Origin of the sequence: Salinispora mooreana (assembly GCF_000379065.1) — a bacterium.
Taxonomy (GTDB): Bacteria; Actinomycetota; Actinomycetes; order Mycobacteriales; family Micromonosporaceae; genus Micromonospora; species Micromonospora mooreana.
Genome location: NZ_KB900614.1, coordinates 4,757,109 through 4,779,083, shown reverse-complemented (window position 1 = coordinate 4,779,083; position 21,975 = coordinate 4,757,109). Strand labels below are relative to the sequence as shown.

The window sequence follows — 21,975 nt, the reverse complement described above, 5'->3', positions numbered from 1 at the left end:
TCTCCAGACGGGGTGTTGCGGCATGATTGATCAGGCGACCGAGCAGGACAGGTTGGCGGGGTGGTCGCTCCGCTCGGGGGCGTGGTCGTGCGCGTACCGACCGGCGTGTTCGGCGATCAGGTCCAGCACGAGGGTCACGTCCGCGCTCGTGGTCGCGGGATTGAGCAGGGTGAACTTGAGGTGCGCCCGGCCGTCAACCATGGTGCCGGCCACCATGGCGGCACCGGAGGCGGCGAGGTGGGCCCGGGCGTGCCGGTTGGCCTCGTCGGCCAGCTCGGCGTCGGTGCCGGCGGGGCACCAGCGGAAGACGACGGTGCTCAGCGGTGAGCGGGCGACCACCTCGAAGCGGGGGTCGGCGTCGGCGAGGGCCCAGGCGTCAGCGGCGCGGTGGCAGACCTCGTCGAAGAGCGCACCGATCGCGTCCGGGCCCATCACCCGTAGGGTCAACCACAGCTTCAGCGCGTCGAACCGACGGGTGGTCTGCAGACTCTTGTCCACCTGGTTCGGGATGCGCTCGGCGACCGCCCGGGCCGGGTTGAGGTAGTCGGCGTGGTAGGTGGCGTGCCGCAGCACCTGGCGGTCCCGGACCAGCAGCGCGCTCGAGCTGACCGGCTGGAAGAAGGACTTGTGGTAGTCGACGGTCACCGAGTCGGCCTGCTCGATGCCGTCGAGCAGGTGCCGGCGGGTCGGCGAGACCAGCAGGCCGCAGCCGTACGCGGCGTCAACGTGCAGCCAGACGCCCGCGGTGGCGCAGCGCCCGACGATCTCCGGCAGCGGATCAATGGTGCCGAAGTCGGTGGTACCGGCGGTGGCGACCACCGCCATCACCGGCAGGTCGGCCCGCTGACAACGCTCCAGTTCCCGGTCCAGCGCCTGTGGGCACATCCGCCGGGCCGCGTCGGTCTCGACGGTGATCACCGCGTCCGGCGCCAGTCCGAGCAGCTTCGCGGCCTTCTGGACGCTGAAGTGTCCGGCGGCGGAGGTGAGGATCCGCAGCCGGGGCAGGAGCGTGGACCGGGTGTCGGCATCGGCGGCGTGCGCGACGGCCTCCTCCCGGGCCAGCAGCAGGGCGTGCAGGTTGGACTGGGTTCCACCGCTGGTGAAGATCCCGTCGGCGGTCGCTCCGAGGCCGATGCGGGCGGCCGTCCACTCGATCAACCGGCGCTCGATGAAGGTGGCGCCAGCGCTCTGGTCCCAGGTGTCCAGCGACGGGTTGACCGCGGTGAGCATCGCCTCGCCGAGCAGCGCGGGGATTGCCACCGGGCAGTTGAGGTGGGCCAGGGAGCGGGGGTGGTGGAACCAGACCGCGTCTCGCAGCCACAGCTCGTCCAGCTCGTTCAGGGCGGTGGTGTGGTCGCCGAGCGGCCGGTCGAGCTCGATGCCGCCAACGAGCGGGGCCAGCTCGTCCGGGGTGACCCCGGTGAAGGGTCGGTCGACCGTGGCGACCCGACGGGCCACCCGCTCCACCCCGTCGGCGAGCGCCTGTCGGTAGTGGTCGACCGAACCGTTGCCGAGCAGGTACGCCTGGGCGGCCCCGACGGCGCCCGAGGACGCGGACTCCGGGTCGGGCCGGGTCGAGGTGGGCCCTTGGTCGAGCGGTACGGCGTCAACGGGGTCTGCGGATGGGTTCATGCGCGATCCTCATATTCGTGGCACCCGAGTGCGGGCAGCCGCCATCGTCCGCCGTGCGCTGACGGCGGTTGCGGTGAGTAGGTTCGGGCGGGGGTCCCGGCCGGCGGCGTCGCCGGCCGGGACCCGACGGTCAGCTGACCTTCTTCGCACCCTTGATCGCGGTGGCCAGGTTCTCCAGCAGCGGAGCGGCGCCGGCGTACGAGAAGCGGGGCACGGAGTCCCAGGCGGTGACCTGGTTGGCCGCCACGGCCGGTAGCTGCGCCCAGGTCGGCTTGGCGGCAAGGTCGTCGGCCTGCAGCGCGGTGCCACGGTTGTCGAGCAGAAGCAGGTCGGCCGGGAACTTTCCGGCGTTTTCCCAGCTGAGTGCCTCGAAGTAGTCGCCCGCCTCCAGTTTGGTGGGCACCACGAGGTCGACGCCGAGCTCGGCGAAGTACATCAGGTCGGTGCTGACCTGTGGGTTGGAGACGTAGAACAGGTCGGGGCTGCCGGAGCAGGCCATCACCTTGATACCCGGGTTGGCCTTGACGGCTTCGCGGACCGACTCCGCGGCGGCGTCGAAGCGGGCCCTCGCCTTGGTGACCGCCGGCGCGGACAGGTTCGCCCCGAGGGACTCGGCGAGCTGCGCGTATCGTTCGATGGGTTGGGTCATCGGCACCCGGGCAGTGGTGACCGCCGCGACCGGGGCGAGGGAGACGATCTTGTCCTTGCTCTCGTCCGGCACGTACCAGAGCGCGTCGGGGTCGTACATGTGAGTGACCAGCAGTTCGGGCCGCAGGCCGGCGTACTTCTCCAGGTTGAACTCGCCCCAGGTGTTGCCGAGGATCTCCACGCCCTCCACGTTCAGCTCCCCGGCCTGTGGGTCCTTGCTGCCATCGGCGCGGGTGGTCTCGCCGAACACGCCGACGACCTGCTCGTTGACGCCGAAGTCGACCAGCGCCGCGGCCACTCCGGTGAAGGCGACGACGCGGGTGGGAGGCGCGTCGGCGGAGAGCTTCTCGCCACGGTCGTCGGTAAAGGACCAGGGACCGGAGCTGGTGTTGGCGGAGGGGGTGTCGGTGTCCTCGCTGCCGCAGCCGGCGAGGAGGGCGGCCAGGCTGACACCGCCGGCGGCGGCGAGCAGGCCACGACGGGAAAGTCGACGGGCGGAGGCGGGGTGCGACATGTTAGATCTTTCGGTCGGGGTCGCGGGCGACCATGGACAGCGGAGTTAGGCTAACCTAACCTAAGATGCTGTCAAGTCCCGCCTCGGCGATTCGCACCAACTCGGAGTTCACCCTGTCCGTCACCTATTCACCGCCGTCCGCTGCGCAAGCGACGTCGGCGCACCCCATCCAACGTGGTCGCACCGCCACCCGTGCCAGCGGCCTCGCCGCCGCCGTGCTCCTGCTCGCCGCCGTCGCGGTGCTCAGCATCGCCGTCGGGGCAAAGGCCCTCCCCCTCACCGACGTCTGGCCCGGACTACTCGACCCCGACGCGGACGAATACACCGTGGTCCACCAGATGCGACTGCCCCGCACACTGCTCGGCCTGCTCGCCGGGGCCGCCCTCGGGGTGGCCGGGGCGGTCATGCAGGCGCTCACCCGCAACCCGCTCGCCGACCCCGGGCTACTCGGCATCAACGCCGGCGCCTCCGCGGCGGTAGCCACCGGCACGGCCCTCGTCGGTGTCGCGGGACTGAACGGACAGGTCTGGTTCGCGCTGATCGGCGCCGCCGCCGTCACCGCCGCCGGCTACGTTGTGGGCGGCGGGCGCGGCGCCACCCCTGCGCGACTGGCCCTCGCCGGCGCCGCGCTCAACGCCACCCTCTACTCATATGTGAGCGCGATCATGCTGCTCGACACCGCCTCGCTGGAACGGTTGCGGTTCTGGACCGTGGGCTCGCTGGCCAGCGCCGAACTGGCCATCGTCGGCACGGTGGCGCCGTTCATCGCGGCAGGGCTGCTGCTCGCCCTCGCCGTGGCCCGCCCACTGAACGCCCTCGCCCTCGGCGACGACACCGCACGGGCGCTCGGCGCGCGGCCGGCGCTGATCCGGGCGGTGGTCATCGCGGCGGTCACCCTCCTCTGTGGCGCCGCCACCGCCGCCTGCGGACCGATCGTCTTCGTCGGGCTGCTGGTCCCGCACCTGGTACGCGCGCTGACCGGGCCGGACCTGCGATGGCTGCTGCCCTACTGCGCCGTGCTCGCACCCGTGCTCCTGCTCGGCGCCGACGTGCTGGGCCGGATCCTCAGCCGCCCCGGCGAACTCCAGGTCGGCATGGTCACCGCCGTGCTGGGTGGACCGCTCTTCCTCTGGCTGGTACTCCGCGGGCGGGTGGGGCAACCATGATTGTCGTGCGTACTCCGGGCGGTGTCTCGCTGCGCCTGCACCCGCGCACCCTCACCGTCGGCGTGACCTGCGCGCTACTCACCCTGGCCGTGGGGGTGCTGGCACTGGGTAGCGGCGACTACCCGATGAGCGCCGCGGACGTGCTCCGCACCCTGGTCGGCGACGGCACCCCGGCCGAGGAGTTCATCGTCCACGAGCTACGGCTGCCCCGCCTCGCCACCGCCATCGCGGTCGGCGCCGCACTGGCTCTGGCCGGCGCCGTCTTCCAGACCCTGGTCCGCAACCCCCTCGGCAGTCCCGACCTGCTCGGCTTCACCCAGGGCGCAGCGACCGGCGCGCTGGTGGTGATCGTCGTCGGCGGCACCAGCATGATGCTCTCCGGCGCCGCCGCCGTCAGCGGATTCGCCACCGGACTCCTGGTCTATGTGATCGCCTGGCGGCGCGGAGTGCACGGCTACCGACTCGTACTGGCCGGCATCGGGGTCGCCGCGATCCTCACCGGGATCAATGGGTGGCTGCTCACCCGCGCCCCACTGATGGACGCCGCCCGAGCCGTACTCTGGCTCACCGGCAGCCTCGACGGCCGGGGCTGGATACACGCCCTGCCGGTCCTGATCGCCCTCGCCCTACTCGGGCCGGCGGTGCTGGCCGGTGCCGGGCCCGCCCTGCGGCTGATGGAGATGGGCGATGACTCCGCCAACGCCCTCGGCGTGCCGGTCGAGCGCCTGCGGCTGGCCCTGCTCGGCGCAGCCGTGCTGCTGGTCTCCCTCGCCTCGGCGGCTGCCGGCCCGGTCAACTTCGTGGCGCTCACCGCGCCGCACCTGGCCCGACGACTCACCCGCGCGCCCGGTCCCAACCTGCTGCCCTCGGCGCTGCTCGGGGCGCTACTACTGGTCGTTGCCGACCAGATCGCTCAGCGCGCCGTCCCCGGCCACCAACTGCCGGTAGGCGTGGTGACCGGTGTGATCGGCGGCGGATACCTGATCTGGCTACTGGCGGCCGAACGCCGGGCGGGCCGACTGTGACAACGACGGAGAACGGAGCACCGAAGATGCGGTCCCGGATACGCGGTAGCGCGATGACCCTGGCGTACGAACGGCGGACCATCTCCCGCGAGTTGACCGTTGACATTCCGGACCAGTCGTTCACCGTCGTCATCGGACCGAACGCGTGTGGCAAGTCCACCCTGCTGCGCGCCCTGTCCCGGCTGCTTCGGCCGAGCGCCGGTGCGGTCCTGCTGGACGGGGCGGACATCCACCGGCGTCCCGCCCGGGAGATCGCGAAGACCCTTGGCCTGCTGCCCCAGTCGTCAATCGCCCCGGACGGCATCGGGGTGGCCGAACTCGTCTCCCGGGGCCGATATCCACACCAGGGGCTGCTGCGGCAGTGGTCCCGCGAGGACGAGGCGGTGGTCGCCGAGTCGATGGCGGCCACCGGCGTCGCCGAGCTCGCCGACCGTCCGGTAGCCGAACTCTCCGGCGGACAACGACAACGGGTCTGGCTCGCTATGGCCCTCGCCCAGCAGACCCCCCTGCTGCTGCTCGACGAACCCACCACCTATCTGGACATCGCCCACCAGATCGAGATCCTCGACCTCTGCGCCCGGCTACACGAGGAAGAGGGCCGTACGCTGGTCGCCGTACTCCACGACCTGAACCAGGCCGCCCGCTACGCGACCCACCTGATCGCGATGCGCGACGGGCAGGTGGTGGCGACAGGCCCGCCCCAGACGGTGGTTACCGCCGCCCTCGTCGAGGAGGTCTTCGGCCTCCCCTGCCGGGTCATCGACGATCCGGAGACCGGCACCCCGCTGGTGGTGCCGGCGGCCCGGCGCCGGAGCCCGATCGGAGTCACGGCGTGAGACTCTTCCGAGACCAGTGGGGTGTCCCGCACCTGCAGGCCGCCGACCCCGACGAGCTGGCATACGCCCAGGGCCGGGTCACCGCGTACGACCGGGCCTGGCAGGTCGAGGTGGAGCGGCACCGATCGCTCGGGGCGAGCGCCGCGTTCCTCGGCCCTGCGGCGGTGCCGTGGGACCGGCTCGCCCGGCAGGCACGCCTCGCCGACACTGCCCGGAGCTGCCACGCCCGCCTCGACCCGGCGACCGCCTCCTGGGTGGGCCGGTACGTGGCCGGCATCAACGCCGGTCTGGCCGCGGGGGCGGCCCGCGACCCGCGCTTCGCCACCGCTGGGCTCGACGCCGGCCGCTGGGAGCCATGGACCCCGCTGGCGATCTGGCTGGCCCACCACGTGCTCTTCGCCGGCTTCCCCAGCAAGCTCTGGCGCGAGCACGTCACCCGGCAACTCGGCCCGGACGCCGTCGCGCTCTTCCAGGCCGACGCGCCGATCAGCTCCGGCAGTAACGGCTGGCTGCTGGCCGGCGGACGTACTGCCACCGGTGCCGCACTGATCGCCGGCGACCCACACCGGTACATCGAGGACCCGGGCATCTACCAGCAGATCCGCCTCGCCTGCCCGGCGTACGACGTGGTCGGCCTGGCGGTGCCGGGGGTCCCCGGCATCGCCCACTTCGGGCACACCGGCGAAGTCGCCTGGGCGATCACCAACGCGATGGCCGACTACCAGGACCTGTACGCCGAGCGGCTTCGGCGACAGGGCAGCGGCGTGGAGGCGTACGGGCCGGACGGCTGGCAGCCGACGCACACACAGGTAGAGACGATCATGGTGGCCGGCGGCGAGCCGGTCGAGGTGGAGGTGGTGGAGACCGACCGGGGTCCGGTGGTGGTCGGCGGTCCGGAGTCGGCCGAGGCGATCAGCCTCCGCTACCCGCCTCGGGTCACCGGGGAGCTGGGTTTCGCCGCGTTGCCGGCGCTACTGCGGGCACGCACCGTCGCCGACGTTGACGCCGCGGTGGAGCACTGGGTGGAGCCGGTCAATGTGGTGCTCGCCGCCGACACCGCCGGTGGGCTGCTGCACCGGGTGGCCGGTGCGGTGCCGGTCCGCCCCCCGGCCAACGGCGTGCGGGTCGTGCCGGCATGGGAGTCCCGGTACGCCTGGGTTGGCTGGTGCTCAATGCCGCGGGCTACCGTCACCGAGGTCGCCGTGATGGCCAACGAGCGCGCTGTCTCCGCTCCGCTGGGGGTGGAGTTCGCACCCCCACACCGGGCCCGGCGCATCCGCGAGCTGCTCGGGGCAACCACCGGTTGGACGGCGGAGCGAATGGCCGACGTGCACACCGACACGTACACGGCCGCCGCTGGGCCGCTGCTCACCATCCTGGCGGGCCTGGAGGAACTGCCGACGCCGGCCGCCGCGCTGCGAGACCGGCTGCTGCGCTGGGATCGACGGATGGCCGCCGAGAGCGCCGACGCGGGCGCATTCGCCGCCGTCCGGGCCGCCCTGGTCCGGGGGATCACCGCGCACCCGGCGCTGGCGGCGCTCGCCGACCCACCGGCGTACCCGGAGGTCTTCGCGCCCTGGTTGGCGCTGGCCCCCCGGGTGGGGACGGCGCTGGGCGCACTGCTCGCTCCCGACGCGCTACCCGGGCTGGACGCGCCGGCCCTGGTCCGGGCCGCGCTGCTGGAGGTCGCGGGCAGCGACCTCGATCCCGCCGTCGGCGGCGAGGCGGCCCGGTGGGGCGCCCGGCACCGGCTCGCGCCCTGGCGGGCAGTGCCGGTCAACGTGGTCGCGGGGAACGTGGTTGCGGACACACCGGTGCCGGGCTCCCCGGAGGTGGATGCCGGGCCGGAACTCGGCGGGGAGCACGACTGTGTACTCTCCACCTCCAGCGTGCCCGGGATGACCGACCGGTGCGGGCGCGGGCCGGCCGCCCGCTACGCCTGGGACCTCGCCCGGCGCGAGAACAGCCGCTGGGTGGTGCCCCTCGGCGCAGATGGCGTGCCCGGCTCGGCGCACGACGACGACCAGCTGGCAGCCTGGCAACGCGGGGAACTGCTGCCGGTGGTCACCGACAGGGACAAGTTGACGGAGGAGCAAATGGCTGACCGGGTGGTCTTCGGGCGGGTAGTCGCGGGCTTCGGCGAGGTGCAGCTACGCCCGGTCGATCCGGAGGGCGACCTGGACCTCATCCACGGCTGGGTCAGCCAGGAGCGGGCCCGGTTCTGGGGGATGCGCGACGCCGGTCGGGAGCGGGTGGCGGAGATCTACCACTACCTGGACTCACTCCCCACTCACCATGCCTGGCTGGCGCTGCGCGACGGGGCTCCGGCGGCGTTGTTCCAGACATACCAGCCGGACGCCGACCCAGTCGGCGAGGTGTACCCGGTCCAGCCCGGCGACCACGGCATCCACTTTCTGATCGGCCCGCCGGCCCGCACCGAGCCGGGTTTCACCGGCCACCTCTTCGGGCTCCTGGTCGACTTCGTCTTCGCCGACCCCACCCACCACCGGATCGTCGCCGAGCCAGACGTTCGCAACGAGCGGGCACAGGCGCGACTGCGCCGTACCGGCTTCGTCGACGGGCCCCTGGTTGACCTGCCGGACAAGCAGGCCCGACTGATGTTCCTGGACCGCGCCGCCGCGGGCCGCTGACTGACCGGTAGCGGGAAGATCCGTACCCCGGAAGGCTCGGGCACCGGAAGCTCGGGCACCGAGCGGTGCGGTCATCGGCCCCGACCCTCGCGCCGGCGAGGGGATGACAGTCACAGGATCGTGCGGAGGCCGGGCAGCCGACGGATGGTCATGGCAGCGGCGACGCTGATAACGATGCCGAGGGTGGCGACGGCGACGAAGGTGGCCATGGTGGGTAGGCCAGCGTGGACGAACGCGAACTGCAGGGCGACGACGATCGGCAGGTGGATGATGTACGTCGCGAAGGAGCTGGCGGCCATGGCGCGGGTGAGCCGGTTGTGGCCGGCGAAGAGGTCCCGGAACAGGGTGACCAGGCCGATACTGAGGCCGACGCACAGGAGGGACTCAGTCAGGGTCCAGCAGGCCGAGGCCCAGGAGGCACCGCCGGGGGCGAAGAACCGGGTGTCGGTACCAGTCCAGAACAGTACGGCGGTGAGTGCTGCACCGATGGCCAGCCAGGTATAGCCGGTGGAACGGGGCAGTCGGGCAAGCCAATCGTGTCGGTAGGCCATGGCGCCGGCGGCGAAGAATGCCGTGTATTGGGCGAGGCGAGCTGGTTCAGCCTGGATGAACCCGAACAGCGGCACCCACTGGTCAAGCGGGTACCAGATTCGGATGAGGAACACGACCGCGGCCAGGGAAAGGGGGAAAATGACCAGGCTGTGGTTGTCGGCTATCCAGGTCAGCGGGGCCGGCCTCGGGTTTGGGCGAACGCGGCGCAGTAGCTCGCCGAGCCAGTGGAAAAGCAGGTAGAGGGCGCTGAAGGCGAGCAGGGTCTGGATGAACCACAAGTGTCCGAACTGCAGGTCGGGCCAGATCGGGCCGGTCCAGTCGGCCGGCTGCGGGCCGAAGCCGAGGAACACGTGCAGGTAGTAGCGAGGAAACGAGATCGGCGGGTAGTTCCGGTATTCGCGATAGTAGACATACATCAGTATGGGAATGATCGTGGCCGAGCCGATCAGAAACGGAATGCCGAGGCGCTTGAGTCGGCCGAGCATGAATCCCCAGCTGCCTTTGTGGTCAACGGCGCGGGGCACGAGGAACGCGGCGACGAAGAACAACAGACTCATCCGGAACGCCCCGCCCACCGCGGAGAGGGAGGCTAGGACGGGCGCCTGCTGGCCGCCGTTGACGTACCACCAGTCGGCGGGGCCGTATGCCTGGGCTGCGTGGTGGATCACCACCATGAGGATCATCGCAACTCGCAGATTGTCCAGGTAGTGCAGGTACTGGGTGCGACGTGCGGAGGGCTCATCAACGACACTGGCCATGTGTTCAATATACTGAACACATGTTCAGCAAGTGAATCCGTAGCACCCCGGAGATCACCTCGCGGGATGCCCCCGAGGACGGTGCCGGGGCAATGACATACCGTGCTGGCATGGAAGCGTCGCCGTCGGACCTAACCGGACGGGCACGGCTGCGCGACGCGGCCCTGCGCCTGTTCGCGCAGCGTGGCTTCGCCGCCACCTCGGCCCGCGCAGTAGCTGCCGAGGCCGGGCTGTCACCGGCCCTGGTGATGCACCACTTCGGCTCCAAGGAAGGGCTGCGCGCCGCCGTCGATGAGCAGGTCTTGGCCCGACTCGGCGCTGCCCTGCGGGACCTGGATCCGGGCGGCGGGGATCTGATGGGGTCCCTGGGTGAGGTATCCGCGCGGATGTTCGGCGCTGACCCGGTACTGCGCGGCTACCTGCGTCGGGTACTGCAGGAGGACAGCCCCGCCAGCGCGGCGCTGTTCGGCCGCCTTCTGGAGGGTGCACGTAGCGAACTGGAGCGACTCATCGCGGCCGAGGGTGGCCGCACGGATGCGGATCTGCAGTGGGCACCGTTCCAGATGCTGTGCCTGATCGTAGGCCCGCTGCTGCTCGAACCGGTCATGCAACCGAACCTGGACCGGCCCATGTTCGAAGCGCCGGCGCTGGCCCGCCGCAGCGCCGCGAACCAACGCCTACTGCGGCTGGGCCTGTTCGGTGCCAGCCGATCAACCGGCGCGCCAGACACTGCGAAGCCTGCCCGGCGGCGGTGATTCGGCGGCGGCAGTTCCTCCCGTTGAGCCCCGCAGCTTACGGGCCGCGGCGGCGTCGGGCGCGAGATCACGACGGCCGGGCGGCCCGCCGGTCAGGCCGGGTCCGGGCGGCCGAGGCGCCAGTAGCCCATGAAGGCAACTGCCTGACGATTCACGCCACGTTCAGTTATGAGATGACGCCGGAGGGTCCGGATGACGCCCGCCTCGCCCGCCAGCCAGGCGTAGAGCGGGACCGGGAGAACGGAGATGGGCACCTCCCAGAGGAGCTCCGTGTCCAGGTTGAGCTCTGTGACCGGCACCCCGACCGACGGGCCGGACATCAGCTCACCCGCCGCGGCCGACACGGCCGGCACGAGCCGGGTGCCGTGCGGGTGCCCGCCTCGGGCCAGCCAACGCACTGTCACCCCGGGTGGTGCCGCCAACGGCTGCACGTCGTCAGCCTCCGGCACCTCCAGCAGCACCCGACCGCGGGCGGTGACCGGGAGCCGCTCCAGGATGGAGGAGATCGCCGGTACCGCCGTCTCGTCACCGGCGAGCAGAAGCTTTGCGGCGACCGGTGGCCGGAACTCGAGACCGCCGTGTTCACCGTCGTAACCCGCATCCGGACCGACAATGACGATCTGGTCCCCGGGCTGCACCCGGCGCGCCCAGCGGGTTGCCGGCCCGCCGTCACCGTGCAGAACGAGGTCAACGTCGACCTCGGAGAGCTCGGGTCGCGCGGCGCGGACGGTGTAGGTGCGGATCGGATTGCGCTGGCCCTCTGGCAGCGCCCGCCAGCGGGCGTACCAGTCCGGCCCCTCCGGCAACCCGGCTCCCCGTTCACCCGGCAGCGGGAATGCCAGCTTGACACGCTGGTCGTAGCCGTTGTCTGCGAACCGGTCCAGGTCCGGACCGGTGAAGGTAACCCGCACGAACGACGGGCTGAGCCGACGCACGGCGCGAACCTCGACAGTGAACAGCCGCCAGGGCGCGACGGGCAGGGTCTGGGTCATGATGCCTTCCGGGGTCGGGCGTGGGAACCTGTCCCGCGCCGCACTCGACCCAGTTAGGTTAGCCTTACCTTGACCACTGTCAAGTGGAGATCGACGTAGCCGAACGGCTCGGCCGACCAACAGCTCGCCACCACCGCACCAAGGCCGGGGCAGGTCTTCAGCCCACACCACGACGGCGGTAGCGTGTCGCCACACCGTTGCCCGTGGGGTGGTCCCCGCCCCGGCGTGGCGCTAGCGATCGTACGGAGGATGCAGCCATGTCCCACGGCAACGAGTCGTTCGCGGCCAGCGACCACAAGGTGTCGCGGCCGGCTTTCGACGTCACCATGCGCGGCTTCGACAAACGGCAGGTGGAACGACACCTTGACCAGCTCGACGGCGAGCTGCTCCGGGCCGTGACCGACCGCAACCAGGCACACGTCCGAGCCGAGGCACTGACGGCCCAGCTCGCCGACCTGGAGACGGAGGTCGCCGAGCTACGCGAGCGGCCAGCCCGGGTCGACCGCGCCGCGTTCCGCGATCTGGGACCGATGGTCGAAGAAATCCTGGTGCTGGCCGAAAGGCAGGCCGACATGATCGGCGAGGCGGCCGGACAGCGGGCAGCCGAGCTCACGACGGAGGCGGAGCGGACGCTCACTGACGCCCAGGAACAGGCGGCCAGCACGATGCGCGACTTCGAAGCGGAGTTGGCCACCCGGCGCACCGAACAGGAGCAGGTGGACGAGGAGCGGCGGGCCGCCGCCCAGGCCGAGTTGGCCGAGATCCGCGCCGCCGCCGACCAGCTGCGGGAGGCGGGCGAGACCGCCCACGAGCGAGCCCGGCAGGAGGCGGTCCAGGTCGAGGAGCAGAGCGCCCAGCGGATCGAGCAGGCCCGGGCCGAGGCCGAGGCGTTCCTCAGCTCCGCCCGCACGCAGATCCAGCAGGAGGTGCAGGCGGCCCGGACCCGAACCCAGGAGGAGCTGGCCCGCTGGCAGTCCACTGTGGAACGAGAGCTGACCGACAAGCGTACCGGCGCCGAGCAGGAGCTGACCGAGCAGCGAGCCACGGCCGAACGGGAACTCGCGGCCCAGCGCACCGCCGCCGAGCAGGAGATCGCCGCGCTCATCGCCGAGGCACAGGAGTACGCCGCGAAGGTGCGCCAGCGCATCGACGAGCAGGCCGCCAGCCACCAGCAGCAGCTCGCTGCGGTGCAGCAGGACATCCGAGACCGCCGGGAGGGACTCGGCCGGCTCCAGTCCGAGCTGGAGGCCGGCCAGCAGCAGCTCGCGCAGGTCCGCCAGGACGGCAACGCCGTCGATCAGGAGCTGATCAAGCAGCAGCAGCGACTCGGCACGACCCGCCGAGAACTCGCCGACGAGCTACACCGGCTGGAGGAGGCGCGGCGCGCGGCCGACTACGCCGACCAACACGCCAAGGAGGTCAGGTCGCGGGTCAAGCGCGAGGCGAAGCGGGTGGCCGACCTGGCCGCGGCGGCGGTCATGGCAGCCGCGACGGGCGGCGCCGCGACCGCGGAGTACCCGCAGGTAGTCGCCCGCAACGTCCCCGCCGACGGCGACGCACCAACACCAGCACCCGGCCAGCCGAACAACTCGACCGGCGGCCAGCAGTCGGAACAGCCGGACGAGGGCGCCGCCGGCGACGACGGGCACAGCGGCGAGACCTCGGTGCGCCCCGACGAGCCGACCCTCCCCGGCGACACGGTACCGGTCGCCGGCTGACCTCCGCCGCTCAGTCGGAGCCGGACAGGTCGGCGTAGTCGGCAGCGGTGAGCGGCCCCGCCGACAACGACCCGTCCGCCCGGGGAACCTCCAGCGGCGCACCGTCGCGCAGGAAGGACACGGCGTCAACCTCCGGGCGAGCGGTAAGGGTGGAGACGATCTGGCCAAAGGCGAAGACCTCGTCACTCCGGCCGGCGCCCTCTGCCACCGACGGCACGTCCACCTGAGCCCGCGTCCCGGTGAGGCGGATGCCGGCCACCGTGACCGCGCCGAAGAGCGCCGTGGCCAGACCCTCGGCCCGCTCGGCCTCGTTCGGACCGGCCAGCAGGTGCTCCAGGTGTTGGGCAACCGTCGGCGACATGTCGAGGCGACGGTGGACCAGGACGAGGCGGTCATCGCGCACAAAGTAGAGCGCTTCGGTAAACCGCCCGGCCGAGTCGGAGCTCGCCGTACCCGGGGTCGGGAACGGCCCGTACGGCGCTTCTACCGCCCGCGGCCGGTCGTCGGTGGGTACGCCGCAGCCCGCCAGCAGCAGCGCGAGCAGCGCGGCCAGCGCCAGGCGGGCGTTCACTCCAGGCTCCCGGGCAGCTCCACCCGAAACCGCGCCCCGCCCCCGGGTCGGTCCGCGACCGTCGCGTGTCCGCCGTGGGCGGTGGCGTGCTGCGCGACGATCGCCAAGCCGAGCCCGGTGCCGTCGGTACCCCCGCGGGCGCGGGCGGCGCGGCTGCGAACAAAACGGTCGAAGATGACAGCTCGGTCGGCCACCGGTACGCCCGGGCCGGCGTCGTCCACCTCGACGACGCCCGTGGTGCCGACGGTCGACAACCGGACCACCACCGGGCCACCGCCGTAGCGGACCGCGTTCTCGAGCAGATTGACCAGCAGCTGCTCGGTGCGCCGCCGGTCGACCCGCCACTCCGTCGGCGTACCGGCATCGGGCCGCACCAGGCTCTTCGGCAGTCCCCGGCTCTGACACATCTCACTGGCGAGCGCGACGATGTCGACCGACTCCCGCTGGGTAGGCTGGTCGGTACGGGCCAACTCCAGGAGATCGTTGACCAGTTGCTGGAAGCGGCCGATCTCATCGGCCACCAGCCCCGCCGCGGTTGCGGTCCGTTCGTCGTGGTGTCCCCGCCGGCGGGTCAGCACGCTCGCGGCGGCGTAGAGGGTCTGCAACGGCGAGCGCAGCTCGTGGCTCACGTCGGCGGCGAAGCGCCGGTCCCGCTCGATCCGTCTGGCCAGCTGGTCGACCATATCGTTGAAGGAGGTCGACAGGCGGGTCAGGTCCGGGTCCGTGGCCGGCGCCAGCCGGGTGGTGAAGTCACCGGCGGAGATCCGCTCGGCGGCGTCCGCGACGGCGGTCAACGGGCGCAGACTGTGCCGGGTCGCGTACCAACCAAAGGCGGCGCCGGAGCCGGCCACCATGATTGCCACGGCGGTCAATGCCAGCGCGAGAACCTGGAAGGTCTCCTCCAGCTCACGCAGGGAGGTCAGCTCGTAGTAGCTGGCGCCGTCGGGCAGTGGCACCCCGACCAGCAGCGTCGGTTGCCCGGCCAACTGGACCCGTTGCACCCCGGGCTGTCCGGCCCGGACCTGCTTCTGCAGCGCCGCCGGCACGCTCGTCGCCGCTGTCTCGGCGGTACGCCCGTACCAGGAGCCGTCGAGGTGGAGCAGGGGCCGCCGGGAGCTGCCGGTGTCCAGCGAACGGAGCACTTCGACAACATCGGGTTCATCGGTGTTCAGCCCGATGCGCACGACCCCCGCGTCGAAGTAGGCTGCCCGCACAGCCGTGCGTTCCCGCTCGTCGAGCAGGCTGCGCCGGGTCAGATCATAGGAGATCAACGCCATCGACGCGGCCAGCAACGCGGCGCCGACGGCGAACCCGGCCGTCACTCGCGCGCGGAGCCCGAGATGCCTCATCGCTGCAGCTTGTAGCCGAGGCCACGGAGCGTGACCAGGTGTCGTGGGTTGCCCGGTTCCGCCTCGATCTTCTGACGCAGGCGCCCGACGTGCACGTCCACCAGGCGCTCGTCGCCACTGTCGTATCCCCACACCCGCTGCAGCAGCTGCTGCCGGGACAGCACCCGGCCGGTGTGTTCGGCCAGCTCGCAGAGGAGCCGGAACTCGGTGCGGGTCAACGCCACCGGCACTCCGGCACGACGTACCTCCCCCGCCTCCGGGCTGATCTCCAGGTCACCGATGACCTGCACCGCGACCGGGTTGGCCACCGTCCGGGCCCGCCGTCGCAGCGCCCGCAGCCGGGCGGACAGCTCCTTGATGGCCACCGGTTTGACCACATAGTCGTCGGCACCGGCCTCCAACGCGGCGACGATGTCGTGGGTGTCGTCCCGAGCGCTGACGACCACGATCGGAACATCGTCGTCGCGGCGCAGCTGGCGGATCCCCTCAAATCCATCGAGACCAGGCAGCATCAGGTCGAACAACACGTTGTCGGCCGGATCGGACCGCTGCATCCGCAGCCCCTCCTCGGCGGTCGCCGCCCCGCGCGCGGTGTAGCCCTCCTCTTCCAGGGCGAGCAGCAGCGCCAACCGGATCCGGTCGTCGTCCTCGATCACCAGTACCGCGGTCATTACGGCATCATCCCCGGCGCCCCGGCAACCACCCACTCCGGGGCAGTCGCAAGATTTGTCATGTGACTGTCATCCAACTGCACCGGTCGCTACACGACCCACTTAGAGGGTGAGAGGCGTGTCGGGCCACTCGTCGCGCCAACCTGGCCCCAGTCCCGCCGAGAGGAGGCAGCAGTGACCGGCAACGCCCTCATCCACGCCCTCGTCATCGGCGCTTCCGTCGGCCTACTCGGGCGGTTCGTTCTCCCGGGCCGGAACGCCGCCCCGGTGTGGCTGGCCGTCGCCGTGGGTCTCGGCGCCGCCCTGCTCGGCACCATCATCGCCCGAGTCGCTGGCGTCGATGTCGCCGCTCCCTCCGTGCTGCGGCTGGCCGTGCAGTCCGGCTTTGCCGGCGCCGCGGTAGTCCTCGCGGTCGTGACGGCGAGGCACACGCCGGGGCCAACGGGGCGGTCCATCCGCCGGTGGCGTGCCGTCGGCGACCCCTCGGCGCCAGCGGACCAGGAAGGGAACCGACCATGACCGTCGTGCCAGACGACAACATGATGACCCTGATCTGCGATGGCTGCGGAGAGACCGCCGCCAGCACGGCCGTCGTACTACCTGACGATGAAGTGGTCTGGACACTCGTATCCGAGCATGGCTGGAGCGGGTCTCCCTTCGCCACCGGTCCACACCGCTGTGCCAGATGCACCCCGCCCCCGCCCGGCCAAGCCGTCCCCGTCCAGCCGCTCGGGGAAACCGACCATGGCGAGGTCGCCGAGGCCACCGCGACGACGGCGGACCCGCTACGCACCGCGCTGAGCAAGGCCGCCGAGCACGAGGGGCGCGTGGTCGTTGACCTCTCCGCCGTTGAGCAGATCGACTCCACCGGCCTCGGCTTGCTCGTCCGGGCCCGGCAGGATGCTCGTCAGCGCGGCGCGGAGCTGTGTCTCCACGCACCCTCCCGGTTCGTGTTGACCGTGCTACACACAATGCGCCTGGACACCGCGTTCCCCGTCGTCACCGACCGACCACACGCAGCGAACGAACCCAAGGTGCTGGTGTGAGCAACGGACCGGCGCGCTGCGACCGGCGACCGGCGCACCCCGCTGCCTGCCCCGCCTGATGAGGACTGCCACATGGTCATGCCCTGGCCCCCGCCCGAGGACGACCCCTTCCACCCTGTCTGGGACCCGCCGGCACACCACGACGAGGACACTCGGCTCGCCGCGATAACCGCCCAGCGGCTCAGCACTGATTGGACGACGCGCCGCCAGCAGATCACCGTAACCGTACAGAATCGGGTGATCATCCTGGCCGGCACGACTGCCGACCTCGAGACGCGGCAGGTCGCGGGTGAACTCGCCTGGGATATCCCGGGCGTGGCTGACGTGTGCAACACCCTGCGAGTAGCGCAGCATGGACGCCGACAGCGCTGACCGTGATCGACGCCCACAAGCGGCCGAGCAACCCACTCGAACGCGCCGACACCACCGGTCAGTCCACCGTGCTGTTCTGGGTCGGGCTGCTGCCATTGGCGCCCGCGCTCGCCCTGGTCTATCTCGGCACCCGTTCCGACCAGCCGTGGCTGACCTGGGCCGGGGCCCCGGTCGGCGTGCTCACTGGCGTCGTCGTCGCCTGGGTGCTGGGCGGTCTGGCGATCCGGAAGCTCACCGAGGACGATTCGGACCTGCTACACACCATGCGTACCGGCCGGCCCACCGTGGCCCGGAACACCGGGACATCAACGTCAAGTCCTGGTTCCTGGCGATGCACGTACGACCCCTGTTCGGACTGCCGATCGCCATGGTCAGCATCCTCGCCGGCGTCATCCTGTACGCCCGGGCCATCATGACCAAGGTCGACAACCGGGCCAAGTCGCCACTACACCCCTCTTGACCTGCAGTTTTGTCGGATCTCAGCATCTTTTGGGCGACAGCTCCGGCGGGTGATATGACTGATCTATCGGCAATCAATGACGCTCGTCGTCATCCCCTCCCCGCGCAGCGCCGGTCCACGCGTGTCCCCGAGACCGGCTCGGCGAGTGACCACGTGAGGAGCTGCGGTGCGGAACAGGCTGATCTGGCGAAATCGACGGCCCTTCCAGAACGCCGTCGTCTTCACCTCGCCGCTGTGCGGCACGATGATGCTCGTCCTGGGCGCGCCACCCACCCTGGGGGTCGCTATGCCCGAGCCGATCCGCCTCGGCTGGCAACTGGCGCTGGTCGTCGCCGGCCTGATTGGCATCGCCGGGTTGTTATGGCCAGGTCGGTATGCCACCGGGCTCGGGCTGGAGCTGGCGTCGATGCTGATGCTCGGCGCCGTCACCAGCATGTACGCGATCACCCTTGGCGTCGGCGGTGGCCTGGCCGCCGTCACCTCGGTCTCCTTCATCACTGCTGTGGCCTTCGGTTCGTGGTGGCGCGGCGGGGAGCTCCTGCACGATCTACACCGGCTGGTCGAACCGCAGCGCCCAGCCCCGGACCTGGCTGGTGAGTTCCCATGACAGCCCCGCCCCCACCCCCGCCCCCGCCTCCATCCCCGACCGACGCCGCAGTTGCCGCCCCACAGTGGCTTCAGGTCGTGCTGTCGGTGCTCGGCGTCCTTGGTGGCGCCGGCGGATTCGCGACCATCGCCACGGTGGTGGTGAAGCGGGGGAAGTTCCGCGCCGAGGCGGCTGATGTGATTACCGATACCGCCCTGACCCTGATGCAGCCGATGCGCATCCGGATGGCCGAGTTGGAGGCCGAGGCGCAGACCATCCGGGAGCAGCTACGCGCCTCGAACGAGCGAAGCCGTCGACTCCAGGCCAGCCTCACCCAGCTTCGCGCCACACTGGACCGCTGGTACGCCCTGATCTTCACGCCGGATGCCTCCCTCCAGGCGATCCGGTACACGATCCGCGAGGACCGCCGACGCATCCGAACGGCGGGCGAGTTCCGGGCCGAGCCGACCGGTGACAGGTAGGCGTCCAGGACCGGCGGCGGGTTGGTGATGCGACGCGGGTCACCGGGTCGCGGCGAGCTCAAGGACCTCGCCCGCCACCGGCAGCGCCGCGTCTCGGTGGGCAGGAACAAGCCCGAGGCGGGTTCGCCGGTCCAGCAGATCATCAACCGTACAGGCCAGTTCGTGCCGGGCGGCCCAGAGTAACTCGGCGCCGGTGACCGGGATCTCTTCGCCGATCGGCCGGTGGAGATGCGCTGGCGCCTCGGCCAGGACGTTGACCGCCTCGACACCGTAGCGGGCGACCAGACGCCGGGGGGCCGGTACCCGCGCCAGGTGCGCGGGGCTCGCGGCACCTGGCAGCGGGAGACGGCGGGTACGGCAGACACCAGCGGTCAGGGCCCGACGACGCACCGCGGTGTCCACCGCATCCTCGGCCATCCGCCGATAGGTGGTGAGCTTTCCGCCGACGACCGTGATGACCCCGTCCGGGTCGTCGATGACGGCGTGCTGTCGGGACAGGTCGGCGGTACGGTCAGCGGCGCCGGCGAGCAGCGGCCGGAGCCCGGCGTAGGCACCGACGACGTCACTGCCTCGCAGTGGCCGGTCGAGGACGCCGTTGAGCACGTCGAGCAAGAACGCGATGTCGGCCTCGGTGGGCTCCGGCACCTCCGGGATGGGTCCGGCCAGCGGTTCGTCGGTCAGCCCGACGTAGACCAGGCCGTCGGTCTGGGGCAGCGCGAGGACGTAGCGGGTGAACTCGCCAGGGACCGGGATGGTCAGTCCGGCCCAAAGACCACCCAGCGCAGCGGCGGGCAGCACGAGGTGGGTGCCGCGGGAGGGCCGCAGGCGCACGTGTGGGGTCAGGCTACTTGCCCAGACACCGGTGGCGTTGATCACGGCGCGGGCGGCAATGTGCAGCGTGGCCCCGGTGCGGGTGTCCTCGACGGTGGCGCCGTCGCCGTGCAGGTTGACCACCCGGGCGCGGGGCAGGATGCGCGCGGAGCGCGCCGCCGCCGCACGGGCCAGACCGACCACGAGCCGGGCGTCGTCGCAGAGCTGGCCGTCCCAGGACAGCCGGGCACCGCGGAGGCCGACCCGGCGCAACGCCGGTGCCATCGCGCCCGCCTCGGCCGGGCCGAGCCGTCGGGTAGCCGGCAGGGTCCGGCGGGGGGTTCCCGCGCTGACGCGCAGCAGGTCGCCGACGCGGAGCCCAACCGCCGCGGCCCAATCCTGCCAACCGGCGGTGTAGTCGGTCGTGGGCAGCAACATCGGCAGTGCCCGGATCAGGTGCGGGGCGGTGCGGGTCATCAGGATGTGGCGTTCGACCGCGCTCTCGTGGGCGATGCGCACCTGACCGTGGGCGAGGTAGCGCAGTCCGCCGTGGACCAGTTTGGAACTCCAGCGGGAGGTGCCGTGCGCAAGGTCCTGGGCTTCCACGGCGGCCACGGAGAGGCCCCGGCTGGCGGCGTCCAGGGCCACGCCCGCGCCGGTGACGCCGAGCCCGACGACGAGGAGGTCAACGGCGCCGCCACCGGCCAGTTCGGCGAGTTCCCGGTCCCGGCGTGACCCGGTCAGCGTGGCGTCCATGCCCACACCCCCTTGCCAAAAAGTGACAGTGAATGTCACTGTGTCACACATGGATGGAGCTGGGGAAGACGCCGACCGATGGACCCACTGGGGGTCGGCCGCGGGAGCGCAGCCCCTACCGGACTCCGCGTCGGAGCTACTGGCGCAGCTACTGGAGCTGACACCCACGCCCCCAGCCGTGCCCCTGCCCGACGTCGCGCTGCCCGCGGCCGAACCCGACGACGCGGTCCTGGCCGCACTTCGGGCAGCCGTCGGCACCGAGCACGTGCTGACCTCCCGACCGATCCGGGCCCGGCACGCAACTGGCCTGTCCACACCCGACCTCCTGCGACGACGCCAGGGCGTGCTCCGCCAAGCCCCACTGGCGGTGGTCCGCCCTGCCAACCATGCCGAGGTCCTCGCCGTGCTCGAACTCTGCTCCCAGCACCGGGTGGCCGTGGTCCCCTTCGGCGGTGGCACCTCGGTCGTCGGCGGACTGACACCTAAGGCGCCCGCACACCTCACCATCGACCTGAACCGGCTGGACCGGGTCATCGCCGTTGACGCCGTCTCCCGCACCGCGACCCTCCAGGCGGGACTACCCACCCCCCGCGCCGCGGAGCTGCTCGCCGAGCACGGGCTCACCCTCGGTCACGTTCCCCAGTCCTATGAATACGCGACCATCGGGGGCTTCGCCGCCACCCGCTCCTGCGGGCAGGCGTCAACCGGGTACGGCCGCTTCGACGACCTGGTGACCGCGCTGACCGTCGCCACCCCCCGCGGCACCATCCGGGTGGGGCGCGCCCCCGCCTCCGCCGCCGGCCCCGACCTACGACAGCTCTTTCTGGGCAGTGAGGGGACACTCGGCGTCATCACCGACGTGACGGTGCGGGTGCGACCGGTCCCGGCGCAGACACACTACGAGGGCTGGCGGTTCGACTCCTTCCCCGCCGGGCTGCACGCCATCCGGAGACTGGCGCAGGACGGGCCGCGGGCCACCGTACTGCGACTCTCCGACGAGGTCGAGACCGTGATCGGGGCGACCGGCCGGGGCCGATCCGACGGGGGCTGTCTACTGGTCGTCGGGTACGAGGGCGAGCAGGTCCACGCCACCGCCGCGACGGCCGCCGCGGTGCTGACGGCGCAGGACGGCCAACCGCTGGGCGCCGAGCCGGGCCGGCAGTGGCAGCGGCACCGCTTCGACGCTCCGTACCTGCGCGACGCGCTACTGGACGCGGGGGCGTTCGCGGAGACCCTGGAGACCGCGGCGTACTGGTCTCGACTGCCCGAGGTGCACGAGCGGGTCCGGGCGGCGATCATGGACACGCTGCCGGAGGGCACACTGGTGTTGGCGCACGTCTCCCACGTCTACGAGACCGGTGCCTCGCTGTACTTCACCGTGATCTGCTCCCCCGGTCCCGATCCGATCGACCGGTGGCGCACCGCGAAGGCGGCGGCCAGTGACGCGATCGCCAGCGCCGGGGGCACTATCACCCACCATCATGGAGTTGGCACGGACCACCGAGACTGGTACGCGGCCGAGATCGGGGATCTCGGCGTTGGCCTACTCCGGACGGTCAAGCGTCACCTGGACCCGGCCGGCATTCTCAACCCCGGCATCCTGGTGCCCTAGTCGCACCCCGGCT

Annotated in this window: 21 protein-coding genes and 1 pseudogene; 14 read left to right on the top strand and 8 right to left on the bottom strand. The window is 71.5% G+C overall.

Annotated elements, in window-relative coordinates:
* Window positions 1-30: 30 nt before the first annotated feature.
* Together SALPAC6_RS0122900 and SALPAC6_RS0122895 are read right to left on the bottom strand one after the other, a co-directional pair.
* The gene (locus SALPAC6_RS0122900) at window positions 31-1,632 is read right to left on the bottom strand and encodes a pyridoxal phosphate-dependent decarboxylase family protein (protein WP_018255647.1); all 1,602 of its coding nucleotides are present in this window, start codon (window positions 1,630-1,632) and stop codon (window positions 31-33) included.
* A 130-nt stretch (window positions 1,633-1,762) separates the two neighbouring features.
* A complete protein-coding gene (locus tag SALPAC6_RS0122895) occupies window positions 1,763-2,794 on the bottom strand; it encodes an ABC transporter substrate-binding protein (protein ID WP_018255646.1) in 1,032 nt (343 codons plus the stop codon).
* A gap of 65 nt (window positions 2,795-2,859) precedes the next feature.
* Here SALPAC6_RS0122895 and SALPAC6_RS0122890 point away from each other — a divergent pair, with 65 nt between their 5' ends.
* The 5 genes and pseudogenes from SALPAC6_RS0122890 (at window position 2,860) to SALPAC6_RS30565 (ending at window position 8,472) form a co-directional block, all read left to right on the top strand.
* Complete coding sequence (locus SALPAC6_RS0122890; RefSeq protein WP_018255645.1) at window positions 2,860-3,960, top strand: FecCD family ABC transporter permease; 1,101 nt, start codon at window positions 2,860-2,862, stop codon at window positions 3,958-3,960.
* Window positions 3,957-4,985, top strand: coding sequence for a FecCD family ABC transporter permease (locus SALPAC6_RS0122885; protein ID WP_018255644.1), 1,029 nt, complete (start codon window positions 3,957-3,959; stop codon window positions 4,983-4,985). Before SALPAC6_RS0122890 ends, SALPAC6_RS0122885 begins: the two co-directional genes overlap by 4 nt.
* Before the next feature lie 26 nt (window positions 4,986-5,011).
* Window positions 5,012-5,821, top strand: a complete 810-nt coding sequence (locus tag SALPAC6_RS0122880) for an ABC transporter ATP-binding protein (protein ID WP_026189993.1) — start codon at window positions 5,012-5,014, stop codon at window positions 5,819-5,821.
* Window positions 5,818-7,917 (top strand): annotated as a pseudogene (locus SALPAC6_RS26615) (penicillin acylase family protein); the annotation flags it as partial. The gene SALPAC6_RS0122880 and the pseudogene SALPAC6_RS26615, both read left to right, overlap by 4 nt.
* Window positions 7,918-8,472, top strand: a complete 555-nt coding sequence (locus SALPAC6_RS30565; RefSeq protein WP_026190051.1) for a GNAT family N-acetyltransferase — start codon at window positions 7,918-7,920, stop codon at window positions 8,470-8,472.
* Window positions 8,473-8,582: 110 nt separating this feature from the next.
* On the opposite strand, the gene SALPAC6_RS0122865 is transcribed toward SALPAC6_RS30565, so the two are convergent.
* Window positions 8,583-9,782, bottom strand: coding sequence for an acyltransferase family protein (locus SALPAC6_RS0122865; RefSeq protein ID WP_018255641.1), 1,200 nt, complete (start codon window positions 9,780-9,782; stop codon window positions 8,583-8,585).
* A gap of 110 nt (window positions 9,783-9,892) precedes the next feature.
* Here SALPAC6_RS0122865 and SALPAC6_RS0122860 point away from each other — a divergent pair, with 110 nt between their 5' ends.
* Window positions 9,893-10,537 (top strand): TetR/AcrR family transcriptional regulator, encoded by a 645-nt coding sequence (locus SALPAC6_RS0122860; protein WP_018255640.1) that lies wholly within the window; start codon window positions 9,893-9,895, stop codon window positions 10,535-10,537.
* A gap of 92 nt (window positions 10,538-10,629) precedes the next feature.
* Here the strand turns inward: SALPAC6_RS0122860 and SALPAC6_RS0122855 are convergent, their stop codons facing one another.
* Window positions 10,630-11,529, bottom strand: a complete 900-nt coding sequence (locus tag SALPAC6_RS0122855) for a siderophore-interacting protein (RefSeq protein ID WP_018255639.1) — start codon at window positions 11,527-11,529, stop codon at window positions 10,630-10,632.
* Between the two features lie 257 nt (window positions 11,530-11,786).
* On the opposite strand from SALPAC6_RS0122855, the gene SALPAC6_RS0122850 reads away from it, so the two are divergent.
* Window positions 11,787-13,247 carry a coiled-coil domain-containing protein gene (locus SALPAC6_RS0122850; protein ID WP_018255638.1) on the top strand — a complete coding sequence of 487 codons (1,461 nt, stop codon included), beginning with the start codon at window positions 11,787-11,789 and terminating at the stop codon, window positions 13,245-13,247.
* Window positions 13,248-13,257: 10 nt separating this feature from the next.
* Here SALPAC6_RS0122850 and SALPAC6_RS0122845 read toward each other — a convergent pair whose 3' ends face one another.
* Genes SALPAC6_RS0122845 through SALPAC6_RS0122835 form a run of 3 tightly spaced genes read right to left on the bottom strand, consistent with a single transcriptional unit; the run spans window position 13,258 to window position 15,838 of the window.
* Window positions 13,258-13,818, bottom strand: a complete 561-nt coding sequence (locus SALPAC6_RS0122845; protein ID WP_018255637.1) for a GerMN domain-containing protein — start codon at window positions 13,816-13,818, stop codon at window positions 13,258-13,260.
* Window positions 13,815-15,167 (bottom strand): sensor histidine kinase, encoded by a 1,353-nt coding sequence (locus SALPAC6_RS0122840; protein WP_026189992.1) that lies wholly within the window; start codon window positions 15,165-15,167, stop codon window positions 13,815-13,817. Before SALPAC6_RS0122840 ends, SALPAC6_RS0122845 begins: the two co-directional genes overlap by 4 nt.
* Window positions 15,164-15,838 (bottom strand): response regulator transcription factor, encoded by a 675-nt coding sequence (locus SALPAC6_RS0122835; protein ID WP_018255635.1) that lies wholly within the window; start codon window positions 15,836-15,838, stop codon window positions 15,164-15,166. Before SALPAC6_RS0122835 ends, SALPAC6_RS0122840 begins: the two co-directional genes overlap by 4 nt.
* Before the next feature lie 174 nt (window positions 15,839-16,012).
* Here SALPAC6_RS0122835 and SALPAC6_RS0122830 point away from each other — a divergent pair, with 174 nt between their 5' ends.
* The 6 genes from SALPAC6_RS0122830 (at window position 16,013) to SALPAC6_RS0122805 (ending at window position 18,784) form a co-directional block, all read left to right on the top strand.
* On the top strand, window positions 16,013-16,357 hold the full coding sequence (locus SALPAC6_RS0122830; RefSeq protein ID WP_018255634.1) for a hypothetical protein: 345 nt from the start codon (window positions 16,013-16,015) through the stop codon (window positions 16,355-16,357).
* Window positions 16,354-16,884 (top strand): STAS domain-containing protein, encoded by a 531-nt coding sequence (locus SALPAC6_RS0122825; protein WP_018255633.1) that lies wholly within the window; start codon window positions 16,354-16,356, stop codon window positions 16,882-16,884. Before SALPAC6_RS0122830 ends, SALPAC6_RS0122825 begins: the two co-directional genes overlap by 4 nt.
* A gap of 72 nt (window positions 16,885-16,956) precedes the next feature.
* The gene (locus SALPAC6_RS0122820; protein ID WP_018255632.1) at window positions 16,957-17,256 is read left to right on the top strand and encodes a BON domain-containing protein; all 300 of its coding nucleotides are present in this window, start codon (window positions 16,957-16,959) and stop codon (window positions 17,254-17,256) included.
* 2 nt (window positions 17,257-17,258) lie between these two features.
* Window positions 17,259-17,672 carry a hypothetical protein gene (locus SALPAC6_RS0122815; RefSeq protein WP_026189991.1) on the top strand — a complete coding sequence of 138 codons (414 nt, stop codon included), beginning with the start codon at window positions 17,259-17,261 and terminating at the stop codon, window positions 17,670-17,672.
* A gap of 210 nt (window positions 17,673-17,882) precedes the next feature.
* Window positions 17,883-18,323, top strand: coding sequence for a hypothetical protein (locus SALPAC6_RS0122810; RefSeq protein ID WP_018255631.1), 441 nt, complete (start codon window positions 17,883-17,885; stop codon window positions 18,321-18,323).
* Window positions 18,324-18,400: 77 nt separating this feature from the next.
* A complete protein-coding gene (locus tag SALPAC6_RS0122805; RefSeq protein WP_018255630.1) occupies window positions 18,401-18,784 on the top strand; it encodes a hypothetical protein in 384 nt (127 codons plus the stop codon).
* Window positions 18,785-18,823: 39 nt separating this feature from the next.
* Here SALPAC6_RS0122805 and SALPAC6_RS0122800 read toward each other — a convergent pair whose 3' ends face one another.
* Window positions 18,824-20,350 carry a glycerol-3-phosphate dehydrogenase/oxidase gene (locus tag SALPAC6_RS0122800; RefSeq protein WP_018255629.1) on the bottom strand — a complete coding sequence of 509 codons (1,527 nt, stop codon included), beginning with the start codon at window positions 20,348-20,350 and terminating at the stop codon, window positions 18,824-18,826.
* A 49-nt stretch (window positions 20,351-20,399) separates the two neighbouring features.
* Between SALPAC6_RS0122800 and SALPAC6_RS0122795 the strand changes: the two genes are divergently transcribed.
* On the top strand, window positions 20,400-21,962 hold the full coding sequence (locus SALPAC6_RS0122795) for an FAD-binding oxidoreductase (protein ID WP_018255628.1): 1,563 nt from the start codon (window positions 20,400-20,402) through the stop codon (window positions 21,960-21,962).
* Window positions 21,963-21,975: the final 13 nt, after the last annotated feature.

Coding starts and splice junctions, on each gene's coding strand:
- SALPAC6_RS0122865 (WP_018255641.1), bottom strand. CDS start 9,782: ATGGCCAGTGTCGTTGATGAGCCCTCCGCACGTCGCACCCAGTACCTG.
- SALPAC6_RS30565 (WP_026190051.1), top strand. CDS start 7,918: ATGGCTGACCGGGTGGTCTTCGGGCGGGTAGTCGCGGGCTTCGGCGAG.
- SALPAC6_RS0122820 (WP_018255632.1), top strand. CDS start 16,957: ATGGTCATGCCCTGGCCCCCGCCCGAGGACGACCCCTTCCACCCTGTC.
- SALPAC6_RS0122825 (WP_018255633.1), top strand. CDS start 16,354: ATGACCGTCGTGCCAGACGACAACATGATGACCCTGATCTGCGATGGC.
- SALPAC6_RS0122890 (WP_018255645.1), top strand. CDS start 2,860: ATGCTGTCAAGTCCCGCCTCGGCGATTCGCACCAACTCGGAGTTCACC.
- SALPAC6_RS0122850 (WP_018255638.1), top strand. CDS start 11,787: ATGTCCCACGGCAACGAGTCGTTCGCGGCCAGCGACCACAAGGTGTCG.
- SALPAC6_RS0122840 (WP_026189992.1), bottom strand. CDS start 15,167: ATGAGGCATCTCGGGCTCCGCGCGCGAGTGACGGCCGGGTTCGCCGTC.
- SALPAC6_RS0122800 (WP_018255629.1), bottom strand. CDS start 20,350: ATGGACGCCACGCTGACCGGGTCACGCCGGGACCGGGAACTCGCCGAA.
- SALPAC6_RS0122900 (WP_018255647.1), bottom strand. CDS start 1,632: ATGAACCCATCCGCAGACCCCGTTGACGCCGTACCGCTCGACCAAGGG.
- SALPAC6_RS0122835 (WP_018255635.1), bottom strand. CDS start 15,838: ATGACCGCGGTACTGGTGATCGAGGACGACGACCGGATCCGGTTGGCG.
- SALPAC6_RS0122855 (WP_018255639.1), bottom strand. CDS start 11,529: ATGACCCAGACCCTGCCCGTCGCGCCCTGGCGGCTGTTCACTGTCGAG.
- SALPAC6_RS0122880 (WP_026189993.1), top strand. CDS start 5,012: ATGCGGTCCCGGATACGCGGTAGCGCGATGACCCTGGCGTACGAACGG.
- SALPAC6_RS0122885 (WP_018255644.1), top strand. CDS start 3,957: ATGATTGTCGTGCGTACTCCGGGCGGTGTCTCGCTGCGCCTGCACCCG.
- SALPAC6_RS0122860 (WP_018255640.1), top strand. CDS start 9,893: ATGGAAGCGTCGCCGTCGGACCTAACCGGACGGGCACGGCTGCGCGAC.
- SALPAC6_RS0122895 (WP_018255646.1), bottom strand. CDS start 2,794: ATGTCGCACCCCGCCTCCGCCCGTCGACTTTCCCGTCGTGGCCTGCTC.
- SALPAC6_RS0122795 (WP_018255628.1), top strand. CDS start 20,400: ATGGATGGAGCTGGGGAAGACGCCGACCGATGGACCCACTGGGGGTCG.